Origin of the sequence: Trichormus variabilis 0441 (assembly GCF_009856605.1) — a bacterium.
GTDB lineage: Bacteria > Cyanobacteriota > Cyanobacteriia > Cyanobacteriales > Nostocaceae > Trichormus > Trichormus variabilis.
On the sequence record NZ_CP047242.1, the window covers coordinates 3,329,307 to 3,351,250 of the forward strand.

At 41.6% G+C, this 21,944-nt stretch carries 18 protein-coding genes; 7 read left to right on the forward strand and 11 right to left on the reverse strand.

Annotation, left to right across the window (positions count from 1 at the left end; all coding sequences use genetic code 11):
• Nucleotides 1-6: 6 nt before the first annotated feature.
• Both GSQ19_RS13440 and GSQ19_RS13445 read right to left on the reverse strand, forming a co-directional pair.
• Nucleotides 7-1,848: a response regulator gene (locus tag GSQ19_RS13440; protein WP_011318442.1), complete on the reverse strand. Its 1,842-nt coding sequence runs from the start codon at nt 1,846-1,848 to the stop codon at nt 7-9.
• Nucleotides 1,849-2,063: 215 nt separating this feature from the next.
• On the reverse strand, nt 2,064-2,201 hold the full coding sequence (locus tag GSQ19_RS13445) for a hypothetical protein (RefSeq protein ID WP_153228375.1): 138 nt from the start codon (nt 2,199-2,201) through the stop codon (nt 2,064-2,066).
• A gap of 205 nt (nt 2,202-2,406) precedes the next feature.
• On the opposite strand from GSQ19_RS13445, the gene GSQ19_RS13450 reads away from it, so the two are divergent.
• Nucleotides 2,407-3,072, forward strand: a complete 666-nt coding sequence (locus GSQ19_RS13450) for a phytochelatin synthase family protein (protein WP_011318443.1) — start codon at nt 2,407-2,409, stop codon at nt 3,070-3,072.
• Between the two features lie 2 nt (nt 3,073-3,074).
• Here the strand turns inward: GSQ19_RS13450 and GSQ19_RS13455 are convergent, their stop codons facing one another.
• Nucleotides 3,075-4,649 carry a mechanosensitive ion channel family protein gene (locus GSQ19_RS13455; protein WP_041456691.1) on the reverse strand — a complete coding sequence of 525 codons (1,575 nt, stop codon included), beginning with the start codon at nt 4,647-4,649 and terminating at the stop codon, nt 3,075-3,077.
• Nucleotides 4,650-5,419: 770 nt separating this feature from the next.
• Between GSQ19_RS13455 and GSQ19_RS13460 the strand changes: the two genes are divergently transcribed.
• The 5 genes from GSQ19_RS13460 (at nt 5,420) to GSQ19_RS13480 (ending at nt 12,773) form a co-directional block, all read left to right on the forward strand.
• Nucleotides 5,420-7,591, forward strand: coding sequence for a cation:proton antiporter domain-containing protein (locus GSQ19_RS13460; protein WP_011318445.1), 2,172 nt, complete (start codon nt 5,420-5,422; stop codon nt 7,589-7,591).
• Nucleotides 7,592-7,595: 4 nt separating this feature from the next.
• Nucleotides 7,596-8,078: a hypothetical protein gene (locus GSQ19_RS13465; RefSeq protein ID WP_011318446.1), complete on the forward strand. Its 483-nt coding sequence runs from the start codon at nt 7,596-7,598 to the stop codon at nt 8,076-8,078.
• Nucleotides 8,079-8,159: 81 nt separating this feature from the next.
• Entirely contained in the window at nt 8,160-8,870 is a 711-nt protein-coding gene (locus tag GSQ19_RS13470) for an AMIN domain-containing protein (protein ID WP_011318447.1), read from the forward strand.
• Nucleotides 8,871-8,956: 86 nt separating this feature from the next.
• Entirely contained in the window at nt 8,957-10,168 is a 1,212-nt protein-coding gene (locus tag GSQ19_RS13475; protein ID WP_011318448.1) for an RNA-guided endonuclease InsQ/TnpB family protein, read from the forward strand.
• A 202-nt stretch (nt 10,169-10,370) separates the two neighbouring features.
• Nucleotides 10,371-12,773 carry a beta strand repeat-containing protein gene (locus GSQ19_RS13480; protein WP_011318449.1) on the forward strand — a complete coding sequence of 801 codons (2,403 nt, stop codon included), beginning with the start codon at nt 10,371-10,373 and terminating at the stop codon, nt 12,771-12,773.
• 404 nt (nt 12,774-13,177) lie between these two features.
• Here the strand turns inward: GSQ19_RS13480 and GSQ19_RS13485 are convergent, their stop codons facing one another.
• The 6 genes from GSQ19_RS13485 to GSQ19_RS13510 all read right to left on the reverse strand — a co-directional run bounded on the left by GSQ19_RS13485 (nt 13,178) and on the right by GSQ19_RS13510 (nt 18,143).
• The gene (locus GSQ19_RS13485) at nt 13,178-14,293 is read right to left on the reverse strand and encodes an LptF/LptG family permease (RefSeq protein WP_041456100.1); all 1,116 of its coding nucleotides are present in this window, start codon (nt 14,291-14,293) and stop codon (nt 13,178-13,180) included.
• 171 nt (nt 14,294-14,464) lie between these two features.
• Nucleotides 14,465-15,193: an LPS export ABC transporter ATP-binding protein gene (gene lptB, locus GSQ19_RS13490; protein ID WP_011318451.1), complete on the reverse strand. Its 729-nt coding sequence runs from the start codon at nt 15,191-15,193 to the stop codon at nt 14,465-14,467.
• A 28-nt stretch (nt 15,194-15,221) separates the two neighbouring features.
• Nucleotides 15,222-15,719, reverse strand: a complete 498-nt coding sequence (locus GSQ19_RS13495; protein WP_011318452.1) for an LptA/OstA family protein — start codon at nt 15,717-15,719, stop codon at nt 15,222-15,224.
• Nucleotides 15,720-16,007: 288 nt separating this feature from the next.
• Nucleotides 16,008-16,400 (reverse strand): DUF309 domain-containing protein, encoded by a 393-nt coding sequence (locus GSQ19_RS13500; RefSeq protein ID WP_041456102.1) that lies wholly within the window; start codon nt 16,398-16,400, stop codon nt 16,008-16,010.
• On the reverse strand, nt 16,397-16,762 hold the full coding sequence (locus tag GSQ19_RS13505; RefSeq protein WP_011318454.1) for a ferredoxin thioredoxin reductase catalytic beta subunit: 366 nt from the start codon (nt 16,760-16,762) through the stop codon (nt 16,397-16,399). Before GSQ19_RS13505 ends, GSQ19_RS13500 begins: the two co-directional genes overlap by 4 nt.
• A gap of 220 nt (nt 16,763-16,982) precedes the next feature.
• Complete coding sequence (locus GSQ19_RS13510) at nt 16,983-18,143, reverse strand: DUF58 domain-containing protein (RefSeq protein WP_011318455.1); 1,161 nt, start codon at nt 18,141-18,143, stop codon at nt 16,983-16,985.
• A 152-nt stretch (nt 18,144-18,295) separates the two neighbouring features.
• Between GSQ19_RS13510 and pgsA the strand changes: the two genes are divergently transcribed.
• Nucleotides 18,296-18,814 carry a CDP-diacylglycerol--glycerol-3-phosphate 3-phosphatidyltransferase gene (gene pgsA, locus GSQ19_RS13515; RefSeq protein ID WP_011318456.1) on the forward strand — a complete coding sequence of 173 codons (519 nt, stop codon included), beginning with the start codon at nt 18,296-18,298 and terminating at the stop codon, nt 18,812-18,814.
• Between the two features lie 221 nt (nt 18,815-19,035).
• Here the strand turns inward: pgsA and GSQ19_RS13520 are convergent, their stop codons facing one another.
• On the reverse strand, nt 19,036-20,844 hold the full coding sequence (locus tag GSQ19_RS13520) for an HTTM domain-containing protein (protein WP_011318457.1): 1,809 nt from the start codon (nt 20,842-20,844) through the stop codon (nt 19,036-19,038).
• 150 nt (nt 20,845-20,994) lie between these two features.
• The gene (locus GSQ19_RS13525) at nt 20,995-21,936 is read right to left on the reverse strand and encodes a hypothetical protein (RefSeq protein WP_011318458.1); all 942 of its coding nucleotides are present in this window, start codon (nt 21,934-21,936) and stop codon (nt 20,995-20,997) included.
• Nucleotides 21,937-21,944: the final 8 nt, after the last annotated feature.

Sequence of the window (21,944 nt, forward strand, 5' to 3'; positions counted from 1 at the left end):
CCAGTTCTAGGTTTTGAGTTTTTGCTGTAAACGAGAACGATTAATCCGGTTAATGACACGAGTTATTAATTCTGGCCCGACTACAGGCTTACCAATAAAATCATCGGCTCCTGCGGCAAACACCTGTTGAATGGATTTGATGTCTGTGTGGACAGTAACTACTAAAATAGGCACATTTCCCCAATGAGAATCTTGTCTCACTACACGGCACAAGTCAATACCACTATATGTAGGCATTTCTAAATCGATCATTAATAAGTCAGGAGTTGTAGTAATTAATGTCTCCCAAAATTTCTGCGGATTTTGCAAGGTCTTTACCGCCAGTCCCCAAGGTTTGAGTAAATTGCTCAATATATCCAACATCACCGGATCATCGTCGATAACCATCACCTTTCCTTGACTACCTTGGAATTGAGCTAACATTTGGGTAATTACCTGGAATACTTCAGTATTGGTAGGTTTGGTGAGAAAACGCTGCACTCCCAAACGCGCAACAGCTACTCGCTGCATAAGATTATCTTGCTCTGCTATGACAAGAATTGGCGTATTAGGAAACTGTTGTTTGAGTTGCTCCAATAATTTTAGACTTTTTTGACTCGATTTCTGCCCATTGATCTTGAGTAAAATTACCTTGGGAAACTGAGAAAAACTTTGTTGATAGCTCTCCCAATTGAGGGCTACTTCTATCCTCACTCCCCAAACAGCAGCTTCTATTTTCAGTTGATTGGCAAAAGATTCATCATTGATAACCAGTACTAAAGGAAGTGGAACTGGCTCAAGTTGTTCAATGGTAAAGGAAATAGGCGATTGACTGAGTGCTTCTTTGAGTTGCCCAATCAGTTCCGAGAGTTGCACAGCATCTTCTAACGCTAAATTTTCGTCCCTCATTAGTAGATGTTCAATTGCTCGCGCTAACTTTGAACCTGTTTCGTAACCAAAAGATCCCAGCGTCCCTGCTAGTTTGTGTGCTTCGTTACTGGCTTCTTGCCTGAGTTCGGGCAGCAATTGTCCTGTATGTAAGGCTTGTTCGGCTCGCTCTAGCAAAGTTACTCGTTGGGCAAAGGTATCTTTGTAGCGTTCTATGGTTTTATTTATGGCAGCAATTGCTGTTTGATTTTTGGTTTTTCGCAGTCCATCTGTCTTTCGACTTTGTTCGCCGTCTTGAGTTTGCGGTGGCATCTTTAGTCGATAACCCAAGCCATAGACGGTTTCCAGCAGTTCGGCAGACATCCCCACCATCTTGAGCTTTTGTCGCAAATCTTTAATCAAATTAGTGACAGCTCCTTCACTTGGTGTAGCATCAATTGACCACAGGCGATCGATAATTTCGCTACGGCTAAAGATACGCTGGGGATTACGTAAAAACAACCCTAGCAGGCTATATTCCTTAGGGCTTAAAGATATAGGCTGTCCTTTATAGGTAACTTCTGCGGAGATAACATTAACATCAAGATTTTCCCAACTCAGCAAGTTAGGTATTAGTTCCGTCTTGCCTCGGCGCAGCAATGCTCGTATCCGCGCCAGCAGTTCTGAGATATCGTAGGGTTTGGTAACATAATCATCTGCACCTGCATCTAATCCTTTGACAACATCAGCACTCTGATCTTTGGCTGTAAGTAAAAGAATCGGTTTTTGAATGCCCTGAGCGCGGAGTTGCCGACAAAGGTTGATACCATCAAGTTTAGGAATCAGCAGATCCAACAATATCAAGTCAAAATTTGATAAAGTCGCCAGTGTTAACCCATTTTGACCATCTGTTGCCAGTTCAACTGTATAGTACTCAGCCGTGAGAACCTCACGCAGTAAGGTCGCCGTTATTACATCGTCCTCTACCAGCAGAATTTTCACAACTTCTACTATTTACTCACCAAGAATTGATATGATTCAGTACGCGAACAAATGCTGAATCTTTAAAGAGTTAAGCCCACGCGAGAAAAGTGCTTTGTAATGTTTTGGCTATGACTTTATTCAGCCGATTTCAGCAAATATTCCCTAATATACATCTATTTGCTTGATCAAGCAAGCCCAAATAATAAAAAGACAGTTAAGTGTTCCCATGTATTTCAGGCGATCGCACAATCACCCCATCTATAGCCAAACAATTTTCTTAACTGTCTTAACTGTCCTTGAATTTCTACTATAAAGCTGAGATAATCCAACCTTGTATAAGCAACAAAATAAGGAGATTCTAAGTATAACAAAGTTAAGATTTTTGATGAATATATGTGAATGAAAACTTTGTTGGTGCTGAGATTATTTCTGAAGCTGTAATCTGTTTTCTAAACAGGCAATGCAAACATCAAGTATTAGTAGGGTGGCATTGCTCACCCCACTTGTATTGCAAAAATTAAATATTCATTTTACATATCCCTAGTTAGTAGATACACATATCTAAGAAGACAAAAAATGGATCTTGATAACTTATCTCAAATTTCTAAACGAGATTTGGAAATTATTCAACTACATCAATTTCAGCAACCCATCTACTGTTGCAACGTCACAGCAATTGCCTATGCCTGCACTGCATTGGGATATTTGACAACCGTTGATGATATTTTCTACACCACCCAACTGCCGATCGCATCAGTTTTAGATGATGGCATGACATTAGCAGAAACTTACGACACCTGTCGAACTTATTTGGAAAGAAAGGGATTACCATTATCCATTCGCGTAGAGCATTTTGATAAACCTAGTATGACCCTCGAAGCATTCATCCGCGAAGTTGAAATTGCCGTTTGTGATGAAACTGATGTCCACATCCTTAACTTTAATACTCGTATTGCCCATGAAAATCCCAGCTTAGAAGGTGGTCACTTCTCATTATTAGCAGATTATCATCCACAGACTCAAGAAATCACCATTGCAGATACCAATCCCAAACGGTATACCAGATTTTGGAAATGCCCAATTCAGCGTCTATATACAGCTTGTGTAGATAAAGACTCCGCATCCAATCGCGCTCGTGGCATGATTGTACTTCGCAGACAGGAAAAAGCCAATCTCCCAGGTAATGGAGTCGTTCATCCAGCAGAAGTCGCCTTGAACGCTCTCCATTCTGAAAACGGATAATATCAATTTTTAGAAAAACCGCAAATTTCAATTTCTTCTTGACTAAAAGTATCTTTTAATATCTTGCGGAGAACACGCTGTATATGCAAATGTTTTCCAGGCTTAACTTTTGTCAGGGTCAACAGTAATATATTGTTCTCACCAAAATGTTCTATTCCAGCTACGCGAGTTGGTTCTATAACATCTTGTTCATGTAGCTTTAGCTGCTGTCCTACCTTCTTAACCACACTATATACATGATCTAAATTAGAGTTATATGAAACGCTCACTTCCACTCTGGCATATATATACTGCTTGGAGAAATTGATAATTGAGCCAATATCTCCATTACGAATAATCTGTAATTGACCATCAGGATGGCGGATATGAGTGGTTCGCAATTCAATTGCCTCTACAACACCCTCAACGCTTCTCTCTTCCATTTTCCCAGCTTCAACATAATCACCTACCAAGTAATAATTTTCAAACAAAATCAAAAATCCACAAACAACATCATTAATCAGGTTTTGCGCTCCCAGACCAACTGCGATACCCACAATTCCTGCACCTGCTAAGATAGGCGCAGGGTCAATACCAATGAGCTTGAGTATAGTCACTCCGCCAGTAAAGTAGACAAAATATTTAGCAAAACTCCGTATTAAGGGAATCAGCGTCAGCCGTTTCTGTCGTTGTGAATCATTCACATCTGTAGTTTTGATATAAAACTCATCAAGAATGAAGTAAACGACTTCAATCAAAACATTACTAATAAAGAAAACTCCAATAATCTGCACAATTGTAGGAGTAAAAGAACTTATCCAAGCAATCGGTTCTATTTCTGGAACAACGAGATTTACTATACCAACGTACAAAACATATTCCAAACACTTTTTTAAAAGAGGTATGAGATGGCGTAAACGTTCGTATAAGTTCAGTAAATTATCAGAGCTAGAATATTTAAGACTTAGCGCATCGAGAGTATCAACGATAGTAGCAACAGCCTTAACGATGAGCAAACCAATCGTAACAGTAATGTATATTTTTAAAACAAGGTAAATATAGTTGGAAACTACTTCTGGGAGGTAAACAAATTTAGCACATAGGATGGCAGACGATAGCCATATACTATGAATAATAATCCTTTTTAAGGTTTTGAAGAAAGACTCAACACTTTCATCATTAGCTTTAATTTGATCGATCTTCTTAGCGTAGTTGCAAACCCAATTTATCCCACGACTTAAAGGTGGTATGCTAAATTTAACCAACATTAGCAAACTCACAGTTTTCCAGCTTGCCGTGAAGACATTGACCCAGAATTTATCAGGCAGACTACGAATCAAATTAAGCTGGAATTCCTGAACATTTCCACCTCGATAAATCACCATTCCATTGATAGCAACAAGCACCAGACATAGCACCACAGAAAGCAAAAGTAATATTTTGTTGATACTCCGATGCAAAAAAGTGATACTTGCAGTTTTACCTTGAAGCCAAGAAAATTTAGTAACTCGTTTGAGTATAATGCCAATTGACCAGTTGATGAGTAAGAAAAATACTATTAAAAATATGACTTCACCCAGGATAATTAGTATATTTATCATTTTTAGTACCAATTTTTAATGAGAGATGTCCAGCTAAAATAACTTGATTTTCAATTAAAAAATTCACATTTTATGTATGTTTTGTCTTGGAACTTATTAGCATTGCATCTTTTACTTAATAAACAAGCTTTGATCTACTAAAGCAAGCTTAACTTTGTCGTGTTTAGCTGAAGTATGGTTATTCACAAAAGTTTTTATATAAAGTGGTTACGGCATAATAAGCGATCGCCAGGAAGATTAAGACTATAAATATACTCTCCTAATTGTTTGAAAGGCATAAGACTGCATTTGTCGATTCTTAAGGTCTCAGAATTTTAATCAGATTGCAAGGATAGTTAAGACAGTTAAGATAATCAAGATAACTAATAATTTATGTGTATTAATTATTGAGCAAGTATAAAATATACTCATTATTCCTAATTTCATTTAATACTGATAGCTCTTTTTATACCAAGTTTTTAACTGGAAGTTAGCAACTCAAAAAATTAAGTGGAACTTAAAATTTAATATCTCATCACAAATAAACATTCTCTTCTAGAGAAATTACGTAAAATATACCGTTCTAAAATAGAGTACTGTGTTTAATTTACATAGAAAATATTGCCAATTATTCATGAATTAAGAGCAAAATCATTCAGTATTTATAGTTGAATAATATTATCAGTAATCAAGATGAATTAACCTAAAATGTGCTAGGTAAGGTTGACATTTTCCACTCACTTGAAGAATTATCTTAGAGAAACAAGGTATTCACTGTTGAGGAAACTATGCACACAGTTATTCTTGTTCTGGTTGAGGTGTTGATTGTGATTGGATTGTCACGGCTGGTAGGCTTGGGATTCAAATCAATCAAGCAACCTTTAGTAATTGGTGAGATCGTGGCGGGAATTATGCTCGGCCCGTCATTATTTGGTTTATTAGCCCCTGATGTAGCGACTACTTTATTCCCACCAGAGACTCTTCCTTTTCTCAATGTTTTATCTCAGATAGGACTAATATTCTTCATGTTTTTGATTGGGTTAGAACTCAATCCTAAATATTTGAGTGGTCAGTTAGAAGTAGCTGTTTTAACTTCTCATGTCAGCATTTTAGTACCTTTTTCCTTGGGAACTTTGTTGGCATTACTGCTTTATCCTTTAGTTTCCAACGCTGGTGTTTCTTTTACTGCCTTTGCCTTATTTTTAGGTGCGGCTATGTCGATTACAGCTTTTCCCGTATTAGCGCGAATTATCACAGAAAATAATTTGCAAGGTACACGTTTGGGAACATTAGCTTTAACTTGTGCCGCAGTGGATGATGTCACCGCCTGGTGTTTATTAGCAGTGGCGATCGCCGTTGCTCGTACTGGTAATATTATTGGAGCATTCCCCACAATTATCGAAAGTGCCGTTTATATTGGCTTTATGCTGACGGTGGGGCGTTGGTTCCTCAAACGTTTGGTTGTTCACTACCGTCGCGCCGGCAGGTTGAGCCAATTTGTACTGGCGGGGATTTATGTAGCCGTAGTTGCTTCTGCATTGATTACCGAACTGATTGGCATTCACCTAATTTTCGGAGCATTTTTATTAGGTGCAGCTATGCCCAAGGATGCAGATTTAGTCCGTGAATTAGCCATTAAAACAGAAGATTTTGTTTTAATATTTCTACTGCCAGTGTTTTTTGCCTATAGTGGTTTGCGGACACAGATTGGTTTGTTGAACCGCCCCGAACTTTGGTTATTGTGTGCAGCAGTTTTACTGGTGGCGATCGCCGGCAAGTATATTGGTACTTATACAGCAGCTCGTGTTAGTGGCATTAATAAAAGGGAAGCATCAGCCCTGGGTTGGTTGATGAACACTCGCGGTTTAACTGAGTTAATCGTCCTCAACATCGGTTTGGAATTGGGTGTCATTTCGCCCTTACTGTTTACCATGCTGGTAATTATGGCCTTGGTAACCACATTTATGACTTCGCCATTACTAGAGTGGACTTACCCCAAAAAGTTGATCAAATTAGATGTAGTTGAGGCCGAAGCAGAAACAGAAACAAGTTTAGATATTACAGCTTATCCTTACCGCATTTTAGTCCCTGTAGCCAATCCCAGCACCCAAAAAGGCTTGCTGCAATTAGCAGTCGCCATTGCCCTTAATTACCGACAACCGGCAATTGTTAACCCCTTAAGTTTGATTGAATTAGAAGAAGACTATGGCTTTGAAAGTACCCCGACTGAGGCTAACCGCTTAATTGCCCAACGTCGCCAAAAGCTAGAAGAGTTAATTAGTACTTTAGAGCCAGCAACGCAATCTTTTGTTCATCCCATTGTGCGAATATCCAGCAATGTTGCCAGAGAAACTGCACAGATTGCCAAAAATGAGTCTGCTGATTTAATTATCGTGGGATGGCACCGCCCAGCTTTTAGTAACAATCGCTTGGGTGGAAGAGTCGGGCAAATTCTCGGCACTGCACCCGTGGATGTAGCCGTATTTGTGGATAAGGGAGGCGAGAGACTAGAAAGTATATTAGTTCCCTACTCGGCGAATATTCATGATGATCTAGCACTGACCCTGGCGTTGAGATTATTAATCAATCGCGATACTTGCACATTGCAGATATTACAAGTAATTCCCCAACAGCACATTCAAGATGAATTGAGCTACGAGCTACACGCCATGATTGAACAATTACCTCAGAGTGTCAGCGATCGCATCCAAATTACCATTATCCAAGCACCAGAGCCAATACAAGCAGTAGTAGCAGCCTCGGAAACTGTAGACTTAACAATTGCCGGGACTAGCCGCGCCTGGGGTATTGAACGTCAAACCCTTGGCAGATACACCGATGAACTAGCCATTCAATGCCGTTCTTCTCTACTAATTACCCGTCGCTACAGTCAACTCGCCTCTCACCTAACTTCTGTATTACCTGAAGTTATCCATCAAGAACCCACAGTTAGGAACTGAAACCATGAATCATTTCCACTCGAAATCCTTAGTATTTTATGGTGTAGCGATTACTTCAGTTCTCATTTTGTTTAAAATTGTTACTCTTTATGGAGAAAAAAACCTCCAAGCTTCTCCAGTCCTCAACAATAGTTATCGTCTTACCTGGAAAAATAACGTTCTTAACTGTGAAAAATCAGCACCAATGATGCTCAACATTCAACAGTCGGGCATTTACTTAAACGCTGCGCTATTCTCAGAAGGAGAAGCCAAACCTCTTACCATGTCTGGTATTTGGAAAAATCAACAAATGAGTTTAGCCGGGAAAATTGACCAACCTACACTCTGTAATATAACCGTACCGCAATCAGTGAAAATGCAAATGCAACTGACAGATAAAGGTAATCTGCAAGGGCAATTAATTATCAGTGACATCTCGCAAACTTTAGAATTTAATGCTACACCTGAAGCAGCCCAGGTCAGACCGGAAAATTCTCGTAGCCATTAGCATAGCAAATAATGTCTCAGAATCAATGGGTGATCAATGATTTCCCGGCCTGATGGCTGAACATACAAGGGATAAATAGTGATGTCTAAGGCAATTATGAGTAACAACATCCAAGGGTGCAAACAATTATTTGGCGCTAGTTTGTGTACCGCCATAACTTTAGTTACCAGTAGTAGTATTGCGGCTCAGGTACAGATGGCAAAACTGAATAATTGGCGCTTTTACCCAGACACCAAAAAGCTAGAAATAACCCTTTCATCTAGTAAAACACCACAGTACTTTTATTTAAATGAACCGCCAAGACTAGTTGTAGATATTCCTGATACTCAGTTAGGCAAGGTTTCTACACAGCAAAATTACACAGGTTCGGTTCAAAGAGTCCGTGTTTCTCAATTAAGCGCTAATGTTACTCGCATTGTCTTAGATTTAGCCCCAGGGTCTACTGTAGATGCAAACAAAGTACAACTACAACCTGCCACTCGACAAAACCCTACTCGCTGGGTTTTACGTCCCGCAATTGTCAAAGTGGCTAAACAATCAAGCAACTTCCAACAGTCACCCAAAAATCAACAACCAACAACCCCTTCTTATGTACAATTACCTAGTACCCTGCCTCCCATAACTGGTCTGCAACAGCAACCGTTTGTCAGTGTACCGCCCCTCAACTCCAATAATCCCACGCCAAAATCCAGCAATTTTAACAACGCTAATTCTTCTAATCCTCCAGTCCCTACCCTACCTAACTATCCAGTGATTGAGTTTGGTCAACCTTTACCTAAGTTCCCTAACTGACCGAAAAGAATGGGATACAAGCCCCGTCCTTATAGGACGGCTTTAATTTGTGTTATGTTAGTTGCCGTAGATGTTTTCCACGTCAAATGGTAGTTCTAGAGTTTAAGGCTAAAGGGAAAACAACTCAATATGCAGCTATCAACGAAGCGATAAAAACTGCTCAATTTGTCCGCAACAAGTGTATCCGTTTTTGGATGGATAACCGAAGTGTCGGACAGAAAGATTTATATCGCTACAACACTGCGTTAAGAGCTGAATACTCCTTTGTCAAAGACTTAAACTCTCATGCCTGTCAGATAGGAGTAGAAAGAGCCTATAGCTCTATAGCTAGGTTCTACGACAACTGCAAGAAAGGCATTTCGGGGAAAAAGGGATATCCTAAGTTTAAGAAAAATAACCGTTCGGTGGAATATAAAACCTCTGGGTGGAAACTATCTCAAACAAGAAAACAGATCACCTTTACCGACAAAAAAGGAATTGGCAAGCTGAATCTCAAAGGAACCTGGGATTTAAACTTCTACCAATTAGAACAGATAAAACGGTTGAGGTTAGTACGTCGTGCAGACGGGTATTATGTGCAGTTTTTAGTTAGTGTAGACAACAAAGTAGAAACACAACCAACTGGTAAAACAATTGCCTTAGATGTTGGCTTAAAAGAATTCTACACAGACAGTAATGGACATAGTGAACCTAACCCAAGATTTTATCGCACAGGAGAAACACGTCTCAAGTTTCGACAAAGATGTGTTGCTCGTAAACACAAAGGCTCTATCAACCGTCAGAAGGCCATTAATAAATTAGGGCGAGTACACCTCAAAATAAGTAGACAACGTGAAGAACACGCTAAAAGAGTAGCGCGTTGCGTTATCCAGTCTCACGACTTGGTAGCCTATGAAGATTTGAGGATTAAGAATTTAGTGAAAAATCACTGTCTCGCTAAATCTATTAATGATGCTGGTTGGTATCAATTCAGAAAATGGTTGGAGTATTTCGGGGTGAAGTTTGGCAGAATCACTGTTGCGGTTAATCCTGCTTATACATCGCAAGAATGCTCTAACTGTGGTGCAGTAGTCAAAAAATCTCTATCAACAAGAACTCATGTTTGTGAATGTGGATTTGTGCTGGATAGAGATTGGAATGCTGCTATTAATATTCTGAAATTAGCCTTGAGTACGGTAGGGCATACCGGAACTTGGGTCATAGACCCGAACGCTTCAGGAGATTCGACCTCTACTCATGCTGGAGAAATCCTGTATGAGCAAGTTGGGTCTATGAATGAAGAATCTTCGCCCTTATAGGGCGGAGAGTGTCAACAATTAAGTAGTTATACAAAGCGATCGCCTTACAAAAATAATATCTAAAAATATTGCGCTACAAGTATATTAAAAATTGTAAAAATTACTAATATACTTGTAGTATGTGGTTTCTACTTACGTGGTATATTGATTCTGTCCGTACCCAAAATATTTGGGTAAAATTATTATAAGTCTATAAGTACGAATGGCAGAACCCAACAATACGCTAGCTCAAGCCACAAATCTAGGACGCATTCTTAACTCGCAAACCATCTCAGATTTTGTCGGAACTACGGATACTAATGATTTCTTCACCTTTAACCTGGGATCTCGTAGTAGCTTCAATCTAACTCTGAATGGTCTATCAGCAGATGCTGATGTGCAGTTGCTCGATAGCACTGGTGGATTGATTACTAGTTCTAGTAATGGTGGTAGCTTGTCTGAATCCATCACCCAAACCCTGAACACAGGCAACTACGCTATCCGGGTTTTCCAGTTTTCGGGTAACACCTCTTATAATCTCAATCTTTCGGCTTCACCTTTTGATTTTGCTGGTAACAGCACCGCCGCAGCGCGTGACATTGGCCCTGTTGGCGTTCAATCATTTTTCCAAGATGCGGTAACCAGCTCTGACACAACTGATTTCTACCGCTTGGCTATTAATCCTAACAGCAGCCTCAGCATCACATTAGATAACTTAGCGGCTGATGCTGATTTAAGCCTGCTCAACGCTAGTGGTACAGTCATCAGAAGTTCTAGCAACGGTGGCACTACCGCAGACTCAATTAGCTTGAGTGCGTCTGAAGTCAGAGCCAACGGCACTACTTATTTCGTGCGAGTGAATCAGTTTAGTGGCAACACTGCCTACAATCTGACCATAAACGGTAGTCTACCAGACTTAGCCGGCAATAGCACTGCTACTGCTCGCGATCTTGGAAACTTGAACGGTACTCAGGAGTTTATAGATTTAGTCAATAGCGCTGATACTAACGACTTCTATCGATTTACTGTTGGGCCTAATAGCAACTTAACTGCACGATTAGATAATCTAGCTGCCAATGCTAACCTACAAATATTAAATGCTACCGGCACAGTTATTGGTTCTTCATCTGCTGGAGGCACAGCAGCCGACCAAGTTACCCTGAATAATTTAGCTGGTGGTCTTTACTTTGCTAGAGTATTGCAATCCAGTGGAGATACTTCTTACAGATTAAATCTGTTTGCTACCCAACCAGACTTTGCTGGTAATACTACTGGAACTGCTCTCAACTTCGGCACACTCAATGGCACCAGAGTATTTAATGACGAGGTGAGACCCGGAGATATTAACGATTTCTACAGGTTTGATTTGACCGGTGGCAGCACCGTTAATTTGACACTAAATGGGTTAACAGCAGATGCAGATTTGCGCTTGTTAAATAGTGTTGGTACCGTCATTGCTAGTTCTCTTGGTCTTGGTACCATTGCTGAATCTATCAACACATTTTTATTAGCAGGAACCTACTTTGCCCAGGTTAGCTCCTTTAATAATGCTAGCACTCTCTACAACCTGAGTTTATCTTCCAACCTAGTCCCCACAGTTGACCTTGCTGGCAATACTCCTGGCACAGCCCGTAACATTGGCCCTGTTGGTGTTCAATCATTCTTCCGCGACAGAGTATCCAGCACAGACAGTAACGATTACTATCGCTTTACCATCAACCCCAACAGTGGACTCAACATCGTCTTAAATGGGCTAAGCGCTGATGCTGACTTGCAGCTATTGAGAGCCGATGGTACTACTCTTGTGAGAAGTTCCTCCAACTCTGGTACTACTGAAGATACGATTACTCTGACTGCTGCTGAAGTGAGAGCCAACGGCACTGAGTATGTTGTGCGGGTTAACTCCTTTAATGGTGCTAACACTGCCTATAATCTGAGTATCAACGGTAGCTTACCCGATGTTGCAGGCAACAGTACTGGTGCAGCTCGTAATCTTGGAAACTTGAACGGTCGTCAGGAGTTTATAGATTTCGTAAATGGCGCTGATACTAATGACTTCTATCAATTTACTGTTGGGCCTAATAGCAACCTGACTGCTCGGCTAGACAATCTAGCTGCTGATGCTGATATTGAAATACTGAATAGTGCTGGCACAGTCATTGGTTCTTCACGTCTTAGTGGTAATGCTGCCGACCAGGTTACTCTGAATAACTTAGCTGGTGGTCTTTACTTTGCTAGAATCTTGAGATTTGGAGATACGTCTTACAGATTGAATCTGTCTGCTACCCAACCAGACTTTGCTGGTAATACTCTTGCCACTGCGCTGAACTTTGGTGAACTCAATGGTAGTAGAACGTTCAATGACGATGTGACATCCACAGACCTGCGCGATCTCTATCGTTTTACTATAGGTAATACCAGCACTTTAAGTGTGAATCTCAGTGGATTAACAGCAGATGCGGATATTAGCCTATTAGATAGTGCGGGTACATTTATTGTTGGTTCCTCTAATGCTGGTACCAGTCCTGACTTCTTTACCAGAAGCTTGACACCTGGAACTTACTATGTATCAGTTGACAGATTTAGTGGTGATACTCTCTACAACTTGCGTTTAGTCGCGGCTTAACATCACAAACCGAGAGGTGGTTTCTTTCTCCCCTCTCCAGTGTCTATAAAAAACTTACGTCTAATGTTAATTAAATTGTGAAACTCTGGTTATTGGTTCAAAATCTAGAATTTTGAACCAGCTTCAAAACCACAATAGAACCAGTAACTCGTTTAATCAACATCAGGCGTAATTTTGAATTCGGAGCATAAAGCCTGCGGCATAGCTTCTCCTGTCGGGGAGGCTGCGCCAACGCTTAACACGTAGCGTCTCCCAGAGAAGCGACGTAAAGAATTTGCAGTGTGTGATGGTAAGGACTATTCAGGAGATCAAAAACATTGGCGATAATGTCGGCAGGCTTAGGCAATGCCTATGTGATTGTAAGGTTTGGAGAGGGGTTGTCAATCTCTCAAATTCTCGTTAGTTTAGCGTTGAGCAACCCGCACTAATAAGAAGATTCCTACTCCTAGTCCAATAAAGTTTGGTAGCCACGCGCCGATAAAGGGAGAAAAAACACCAGCTTGTCCTAAAGCGCCAGTGATAAAACCCAGTAAGTAGTAAGAAAAAATTACTATGACACTAATACCAAAACTAGTGCCTTTGCCTGTGCGTTGAGGTATGGTTCCCATCGCTGCACCTACCAAACCAAATACTACACAAACAAAAGGCAAAGCAAATTTTTGTTGGATTCTTACTTCCAGTTTACGAATTTTTTGGCGATCGCCACCAAGGCGTTCAATATTTAGCTGGTCTAAAGCTTGGGCAATATTCATTTCCCCATAATCGCGGCTTTGTTCTGCCAAACTTAAGGGTGTACGGGGTAGTTTGAGTTGTTGCTTTTCAAATCGGAGAATATTACGATAAGAGCGATCGGGTGCTACTAAATAAATGGTACCGTTATAAAAATCCCAGATGCTTTGTGCGCCGTTCCACTCAGCAGATTCTGCGACGACAATTTGATTTAAACCATCTGTTGAACGGTCGATGATAGTTAACCCTTTCATCTGTTTTCCGTCAAACTGGTCGGCATAAAACAGGCGGGTTAATATTCTGTTCTTTGTCCCATCTTTCTCTTGTATATCCCGATATTCAGGGTAAAAAATATTCTGTTGTTTGAGTTTGGGCTTATCTGATTTCAGGGCTTTGTCTAAAGTGAGAGTTGCTTGGTAATTTGCTGCTGGGGCAATTTGCTCGTTAAATAAAAATGTCAACCCTGTGACGACAAAACTCAACATTACCGCCGTCATCACCATGCGATAGACACTCACCCCACAACCACGCAAAGCAATCAACTCACTTTCGCTTGATAGACGACTATAAGTCATCAAAGTCGCCAACAGCGTAGACATGGGGAAAGCCAACACGATGAAATTAGGCAGTTTTAATAAGAAAACCTGCACCGCAATACTCACGGGTAGTCCAGACTCTACAACTCTTCTGACTAACTCAAATACAGCGTCAATCGTCACACCAATGGATGAAAAAGCCCCAACACCAAACAAAAATGTCGGCAGTAATTCGCTAGTCAAGTAGCGATCCATAATTGTAAAAGGCAGCAGCGAATGAAAGCTGTAAAAAGACGAGAGTTTCTTGGCTACCATAATTTGATTAGTCAGTTGTTAGAGACGCGATTCATCGCGTCTGTACAGTTGTTAGAGACGCAATTAATCAAGTCTGTACAGTTGTTAGAGACGTAATTAATCGCGTCTGTACTAAACCTGAAAATTATCACCTAAGTAATATTGACGGACAAGTGGATTATTGTACAGTTCATCAGCATTGCCGTAGGCCAGAATTTGCCCTTCACGGAGGATATAGGCGCGGTCGGTGATAGCTAAGGTTTCTCTAACATTATGGTCTGTAATTAAGATTCCCATGCCGCGATCGCGTAATTGTGCGACAATTTGTTGAATCTCGAAGACTGCGATCGGGTCAACACCAGCAAAGGGTTCATCCAAAAATAGAAATTTTGGACCTTCTCCCCCAGCCGCTAAAGCCCTTGCTAATTCCGTTCGTCGTCTTTCTCCCCCAGATAGTTGGATACCTTTACTTTTAGCAACTTTTTCTAAGCGGAACTCCCGCAGTAAAGTGTTGAGTCGTTTTGCCCACTCCCAACGCGGCACATTAGTTTGCTCAAACACCAAGAGAATATTATCTTGTACTGAAAGTTGGCGAAAAACGCTTGCTTCCTGAGCTAAATAGCCAATGCCCAATCTTGCCCTTTTGTGCATAGGTAAGCCAGTAATATCTAAACTATCTAGCCAAACTCGCCCCTGATTGGGTTTTTCTAAACCTGTAGCAATGTAGAACGTCGTCGTTTTACCAGCCCCATTGGGGCCTAGTAAACCAACTATTTCACCCTGAGCGACAGAAAGATTAACGCGATTGACAATTACTCTCTTGCCGTAAGACTTGTGAATATTTTCTAAAACAATTTTCACTATGCCTGTGTTGTCTTGTTGGTTGATGCTAATTGGAACGTCGTAATGCTGGTGTTGCGGGAGCCGGTGCGTTAGATTGGCTACCTTGCTCTGCATCATCCACCATATAAATGGATTCTACCTGGCGATTGGATTGGGGTAGGGCCACAAATCGCCCTTCATCAATCAAGTATGTTACCTTTTCTGCGCGGATACTATTGCCACCTTGCTGCAAAATATAGACATTACCACTAAAATCAATGCGGCGTTCCTTACTGAAATATTGTGCTTGAGCAGATGTCGCCTGAATTTGACGAGCTGGATACAACATCTGCACATTACCACGAGCAGTTATCACTTGATTTTTTGCATCGTATTCTTGAATATCAGAGCGAATCGTAAGCGGGCGATTTCCTCCTGGTGTTTGCGCTGTAACGCTCGATAATTGGTTAGGCAAGGCTACCGTACCTAATAAAGCCGCAGGTAGTAGCAAAGCTAATCCCAGACGGCGCATTTTCGACAGAGGTAATTTATAGCAGGGCATCATAGGAATTTAATATTCGGGATCTGGCTTGTATACTAATTATCTCAAGTACTTTCTCCTAAAATATAATCTCCTATCAGGAGTAGCATGAGATAGTCGCTAGCTGAAATCTTGACGCTACGTTAAAGTTTAAAGTTTCGTCGATATTCAGAGACGCGATTCATCGCGTCTGTACAATATAGATCCATTACTATAGAGATTCGTTGCGTCTGTTGTCTCTTCGCACACATAAAAAATTAGGGAAGAAGAAGTTTTTCGTTCCCCAAATTTTTATTACTATCATTTGATTAACTAATTATTTGTTACCGTAATTGTCGGTAATGACAGAGCGAGGCTTTCACTGAGATTGCTAGCGTTGATCTTGTCTGCACCCAGTTCTTGTAGTGTTTTTAACAAGCCCACGCTCTGGTTTAGTAACTCATCTACGTTAATATTGCCATAAACCGAAGGGTAACGTCGCAGGCGATTGCTGCCTTCCCCAAGCAAAATTACAGCTCCTCGCCAGTTGCGATTGCCCAAATGATAAAGACCCACAGCAATTTGTAAGATACCTTGATAGAAGGTTTTTTCTGGTTCGCTGGCTTCAATCCATAAGGCCTCTAAGGTGTCATGACAGGCGTAGAACTGTCCAGCGTTAAATTGTTCTACACCTTGCCAAAACTCGGTGGGCATGGTTTCACTCATGCCATACTGTCTCGTACTTCTTTAATAGTTTCCAGCGAAATTTCTTGTTTTTCACCAACAAAGTCGCTCTCCGGTGTGAGGAATAGCATACAATGGCATTCCTTACGCTCTCTCATTGGTACGCAAGGACAGTTCCAGTATGTAGCTTTTACTTCAGCTTCTTTGTCTTCGTAGTGGCGACAAGGACACAAAGGCGCGCCTAATTCGTCTTTATGCTTGGCTAATCCTTCAATCACGACTGCGGTCACAGATGGTTCAGAACAGAAGAAAGTGCCAGTGCGTTTGGCATATTGTTCTGAAAAATGGCGCATCGCCTCTAGACTTTTATCGCTGGATTTTGTGTTAGCTTCTGATGAAATCATGGGGATCGGCGGCTGATTATTTAAATATTTCTTTGCATTGTACCTCAGCCTCAGTAGAGTATTGCTGGGGATTTTTCCCCAAGTTTATTTTTGGGATATGATTTATATTTTTCAAACATGGCTATGGGGAGAAGGGATGGGATCAAAGAACTGCTAGGCATGAAAGATATTTCAATTGTCAGCATTCATTGAAATTTTGAATCGTTAAAATACAATTTCATCATAAATGTAAGGGCTGTTGTAACTGGAGTTGGAGGGGCTTTTCTTGCTCTAGAATGATGCCTGGGTAATCTTTGTTAATTACTACTTGTTCTTTGTGAGATGATATGTCTTGCCATAAGACCCACCGACTACCTTGAGGTAGACTAGAAAGATTAAGAGAGTTTTGGGTTAACCAAATCCAAGGTGAGTTTGGTGGTTCACAATTGGTAGCTTCTTCTAGAAATTTGGTTGCTGCTAGTGTTTCCAAAACGAGACGTTCTCCTTTGATTAACCCTGTCGATGCAGTCCAAATCTGCACTTGCAATTGTTGACGCTGTGCGTAAAAGTACAAAGATGCTGCGGTAATTACTGCTTGTTCAAAATTTTCTGCTGACCAATTACCAGCACTATCTAGGGCGATAATAATCTCCTGTCCACTGGTCACCATTTCTAACTCCCGTACCCGTAATTCTCCATAACGAGCGCTAGTCCGCCAGTGAATCAACCGGGTGGGGTCGCCAATACGATAGGGACGGAGCGATCGCACTAATCCAGATGAGGCTGTCTGCAATGGTTGACCACGATATTCACTCCTTTGGCTTTCTTCTTGTCCCAATTCATCAACTAAAGGACAAGTTGTTAAAGGTAATACCGTCGGATAGACGATGGCTGTGGCATCACACTGACGCTGACGACGACACCAAAACAATCCTAAAGGCGCACCCGTTCCCAATTCTACGGTATGCCAGCGATAGATGCCCCGGTTCTGGGTAGGTTGGTAGTGTACCCAACGGTAACTATCTTGACTAGCAATTGTTTCCACTCCTTGTTTGATGGGTTTACCTAAAACAAATGGTAATAGATCCTCAACTTGCAACAAACTTACGGATTGCTTAGTGGGATTGTGGATCTCCAATTCTAAAGTTAAGTCATCCCCAGCTGATACAGGTTGGATAGGATAGCGAGTTACAGATAGACCTGTGAGCGATCGCGGTGGTAAAACAGCTGCAATCCCTAATAATGCAAAACTAACACCGCTAATGGCATACAACCAGCCAGCCATTGTATTAATCGCTGCACCAAAAAAACAAACAGCAACTCCCACTAGTACCCAGCCGGTGTATGCAGGGGCGCTAGCACGGATTTCTAACCAGTCAGTGATGGGTTTAATGATTTTCATGTTTCTTTTTTAACCCAACACGGATAGAAATGGGGAGTAGGGACTAGGGAAGCAGAGGGTAAGAAATAATGACTATGGACTAATGACTGTTGACTAATGACTAACGACTATGGACTAATGACTAATTAATATAAACTTCCTCACCCGAATTCATGACTTTACCCAACTGGATTACCTTCTCTCGTCTTCTTGGTGTGCCATTTCTGCTGTATGGTTTGTACGACTCTACACCACAGGCTAGGTGGGTATGTGTGGCAATTTTTTTAGTTGCTGCTTTGACTGATTGGTTAGATGGTTATCTAGCGCGGAAACTTAACCAAGTTAGTGATTTGGGTAAATTTCTTGATCCATTGGTAGATAAGTTTTTAGTGTTAGCGCCGTTATTGGTGTTGGTGGAGTTAGGGAAAATTCCGGCTTGGGGAGTGTTTTTGATTTTAGCGCGGGAATTGGCGATCGCTGGTTGGCGCGTTAATCAAACGACAATTACAGGGGCGAATATTTGGGGTAAGTTGAAAACTGTGAGTCAGATAGTAGCGATCGCTCTTTTAATTGCACCGCTATCATCAGATTGGCAACAAGTATCCTTAATTGCCTTTTGGCTTTCTGTGGCTTTGACATTAATCTCTGGCGGAATTTATCTCTGGCCGCAAAAAGTCAGTCAGGCTTCCTAGAATATATAGCCGTAGCCAGATAGATTAGGACATCAATTCAAAATACCCTGCGGGAAGGCTACGCCAACAAAATTCAAAATCAACGCTTTCAAGTCCGTCAACCGTCAACGGTCAACAGTCAACAACTATAGTTCTTGTATATTCGTTTGAACATTGAGAATATCTGTAGTGTTGGTAATGGTAAAAACCAATTACCCATTACCAACCAAATAATTAATAAATTATTGAGAACAAGACTGTTGCCAAGTTTGTTTTTTCTCAACATTTTGCTGTTTACCTGGCGGTACAGTACGCTCACTCATGAAGTAAATATCAAAGCTTTTCAGACTTTGCCCATTAGTATGTTGAGCATTCCAAGTACGGCACAGATATTTTCCGTAGAATGGGTAGAGCTTTTTACCGATCGCCCGATTCAAATTAATAAAATATGTACGCCATTGCATATTTTGGTAAATGGCACTTCGTAAGCCCAAGTCTGGTTTATCCCAACTTAATGGACTTCCTCCCCGGAAAATATCCACCTCAGTTCCATCTTGCAAACGACCTGGAATTACGTGCCAACCGTCATCTCTGGGGGGTGCGGGTGCAAAGATACTCCAGGATTGGTCTAGGCGTGTAGCCCGGCCGATAAATTCTGTACTTTGCCAAACTTTGCGCTTGAAGGCATCAGGCGAGTAACTACTGATATTCCAGACAAAAGTGTACAACAGCAATAGCAGCGCCAAAATATTCAGAATCCGTGATGAGCGTATCTGTATTGGTTTAAATTTAAAGGGTTTGGTGAAATTACCTGCAATTTTGCGGTTAGAAGCAATTATTTCATAAAATTTTGTACCTACTGCCATGACTGGTTTCCATGTGAGTAGGGGAACCAGAAAGCGGAATATAGGGGAGAGACTAACGATGTAGGCTATTCCCTCAAATTTGAAATGTCGGTTTCCCTGCCAATCTTCCACTACCCAGGAATTGTAGGTTTGCATATCAGTATGGATATCTGGGTATTCTTGCGCCATCAGTAACGGCGTTCCTGGCAAAATCAGCAGTGTCCGTAAAAGATGCACTACTTTTTTACAAAAACCACAATCAGCATCGAAGTAAATCGTTAAGCCTTGACGTTCTGGTGTTTGTAGGCGCTTGTGCAGACCATTCCAAAAGGAACTGGGGAGGAAGGTTAACCAACTGAAGATGCTTAAGAATGGGAAAATCCCCAAGTTCAAAGTTAAGCCAAATCCTGCGTGCAGCAAGATGAAGGTAGTAACAGCACACATCCGAAAGAAGCTGTTACGGAAGGGAATAAACAGCAGTAAAGGCCCTACCCATTCCAGCACCAAGGTAACGTAGGTAAACAGGGTTAATAGTGGTGGAAAGTTGAGCAGGAAGTGGCCTAGAGGAGTGGTGTATTGGTCAAAACTGAGAGAATAGTAAACAGCACTACCATCAACCCAGACTGGGCTTTTGGTTTTGAAGGCGGCAGAGAATATATAAATAAAGCACTGCTGGCAAATTAAGGCAAAAGTAGCCCCAGAAACTATCCTTTCTGGTAACTTGCGAGTATTAGTATTCAAAGCGCTTTCAATGGAGTAACTAGCGCCCAGAGGTAGAAACATTGCCCAAAACATCAGCGCACGCAACACATCATCGGCGGCAAAAATCAGTGCCGGATTCCGGTTGTGGAGGGAGATAAGCAAAACCCAAGAGGCAATGGTGGCAATCCGCGTGCGATATCCCACTAGCATTAAAAGCGCCATCACAGCCGCAATGCCAAACAACACCTTCTGGAAGATGGGTTCGCCACTAATAGCGTGGAGTGACCAGTGCCAAGGTTTGCTGATGTCTGCTAGTAAGATGCGGGGCATAACGCCTGCATCGGTGTAGTGGGCAATGTAGTCGCTGAAACGAATGCCCAAATCAGTCAGAAGAATTAATGAGATACCGATACGAAAAGCCGCTAGCGATCGCAAATCCAGCCCAAATACATCATCTAGCTTTTTTGTCAATATGTTTCTAGATATTCCTTCATTTGCAGCCATAATTATAAAGTGTGGAGTTAAGAGTTATTGGTCAGAGACGCGATTAATCGCGTCTGTACAATTGTCAGAGATGGGATTAATCGCGTCTGTACAATTGTTAGAGATGCTATTAATTGCGCCTGTTGTCTCCCCTGCACCTCTGCCTGCGGCTTAATTACGAATAATCTTCAGGGCTTTGAGTTGTTCTACTAACTCTGTGGTGCGGGTGCGGCGACCTGGAGGATTGAGGTGATAGTGGGTGTCGGCAAACAAACTCGAATCTGTTTTTACGTTCAAGGTTTGTTTGTCGTAGAGTACAGGGGCAATTTCACCTAGTTTCTCCGCAGTTTTGCTGATGTTACTAAGGGTTTCGGTATCAGGACTGGCGTAAATCCATGAAAGACCAAGAACTAAGGTTGCGCCTTTGGCTTCGACTTCTTTTTTAAATTGGCGAATACGTCGTAAAGCGTGGGGAGAGACAGAATCTTTTATTTTTAGTTGCCACCAAGCTGACTTGAGGCGCTGTTTCATCACTGTGGGGTCTCCATTAGCAGTGATGGGGTCGGAGTAATAACCAGTGAAGCGGCCTTTTTCTACTAAATCTACAGATGACTTGGTGACAGCTTTCAACGTGGGAACACCAAGCAACATGATATCTTGGGCTAGTTGTTTGGCAGGAACACCCCCAAGTCCTGGCTTACCAATGGCTACACCAAACTGACCAGAGCGATCGCCAAATCCATCTTTATCATTTAATATGAGATACTCCGGTATGAGTACGACAATATCCCCTTTTTTAATGCTGTCTGCAACACTGGGGAGAATAACATCTAAGCCGACGGGGCCATCTGTGGCCATGTTGAGAGTCGAAATGCCTAATTGTTGCTGCATTAATCCGGCGTCTACGGTGTAGTGCGCCCCAGAACCCCCGACAATCAAAATCCTTTGGGGCGCTTGGACAACACTTGCGATCGCTTTTTTCTGCTCATACATCATCCTTAGCCAACTGAGTTCGCCCCCATAACGGGCATTGTATAAGTAACCGACACCCCAGGCTAAAGCGGCGATCGCCAACCAACTGTTAAGCTGTAGAAATTTTTTCAGAGCAGCCATATAATTCC

What these genes read in the sequence shown, in the direction of transcription:
- GSQ19_RS13450 (WP_011318443.1), top strand. Translation starts at nt 2,407, where the DNA reads ATGGATCTTGATAACTTATCTCAAATTTCTAAACGAGATTTGGAAATT.
- GSQ19_RS13460 (WP_011318445.1), top strand. Translation starts at nt 5,420, where the DNA reads ATGCACACAGTTATTCTTGTTCTGGTTGAGGTGTTGATTGTGATTGGA.
- GSQ19_RS13465 (WP_011318446.1), top strand. Translation starts at nt 7,596, where the DNA reads ATGAATCATTTCCACTCGAAATCCTTAGTATTTTATGGTGTAGCGATT.
- GSQ19_RS13470 (WP_011318447.1), top strand. Translation starts at nt 8,160, where the DNA reads ATGTCTAAGGCAATTATGAGTAACAACATCCAAGGGTGCAAACAATTA.
- GSQ19_RS13475 (WP_011318448.1), top strand. Translation starts at nt 8,957, where the DNA reads ATGGTAGTTCTAGAGTTTAAGGCTAAAGGGAAAACAACTCAATATGCA.
- GSQ19_RS13480 (WP_011318449.1), top strand. Translation starts at nt 10,371, where the DNA reads ATGGCAGAACCCAACAATACGCTAGCTCAAGCCACAAATCTAGGACGC.
- GSQ19_RS13485 (WP_041456100.1), bottom strand. Translation starts at nt 14,293, where the DNA reads ATGGATCGCTACTTGACTAGCGAATTACTGCCGACATTTTTGTTTGGT.
- GSQ19_RS13495 (WP_011318452.1), bottom strand. Translation starts at nt 15,719, where the DNA reads ATGATGCCCTGCTATAAATTACCTCTGTCGAAAATGCGCCGTCTGGGA.
- GSQ19_RS13500 (WP_041456102.1), bottom strand. Translation starts at nt 16,400, where the DNA reads ATGAGTGAAACCATGCCCACCGAGTTTTGGCAAGGTGTAGAACAATTT.
- GSQ19_RS13505 (WP_011318454.1), bottom strand. Translation starts at nt 16,762, where the DNA reads ATGATTTCATCAGAAGCTAACACAAAATCCAGCGATAAAAGTCTAGAG.
- GSQ19_RS13510 (WP_011318455.1), bottom strand. Translation starts at nt 18,143, where the DNA reads ATGAAAATCATTAAACCCATCACTGACTGGTTAGAAATCCGTGCTAGC.
- pgsA (WP_011318456.1), top strand. Translation starts at nt 18,296, where the DNA reads ATGACTTTACCCAACTGGATTACCTTCTCTCGTCTTCTTGGTGTGCCA.
- GSQ19_RS13520 (WP_011318457.1), bottom strand. Translation starts at nt 20,844, where the DNA reads ATGGCTGCAAATGAAGGAATATCTAGAAACATATTGACAAAAAAGCTA.
- GSQ19_RS13525 (WP_011318458.1), bottom strand. Translation starts at nt 21,936, where the DNA reads ATGGCTGCTCTGAAAAAATTTCTACAGCTTAACAGTTGGTTGGCGATC.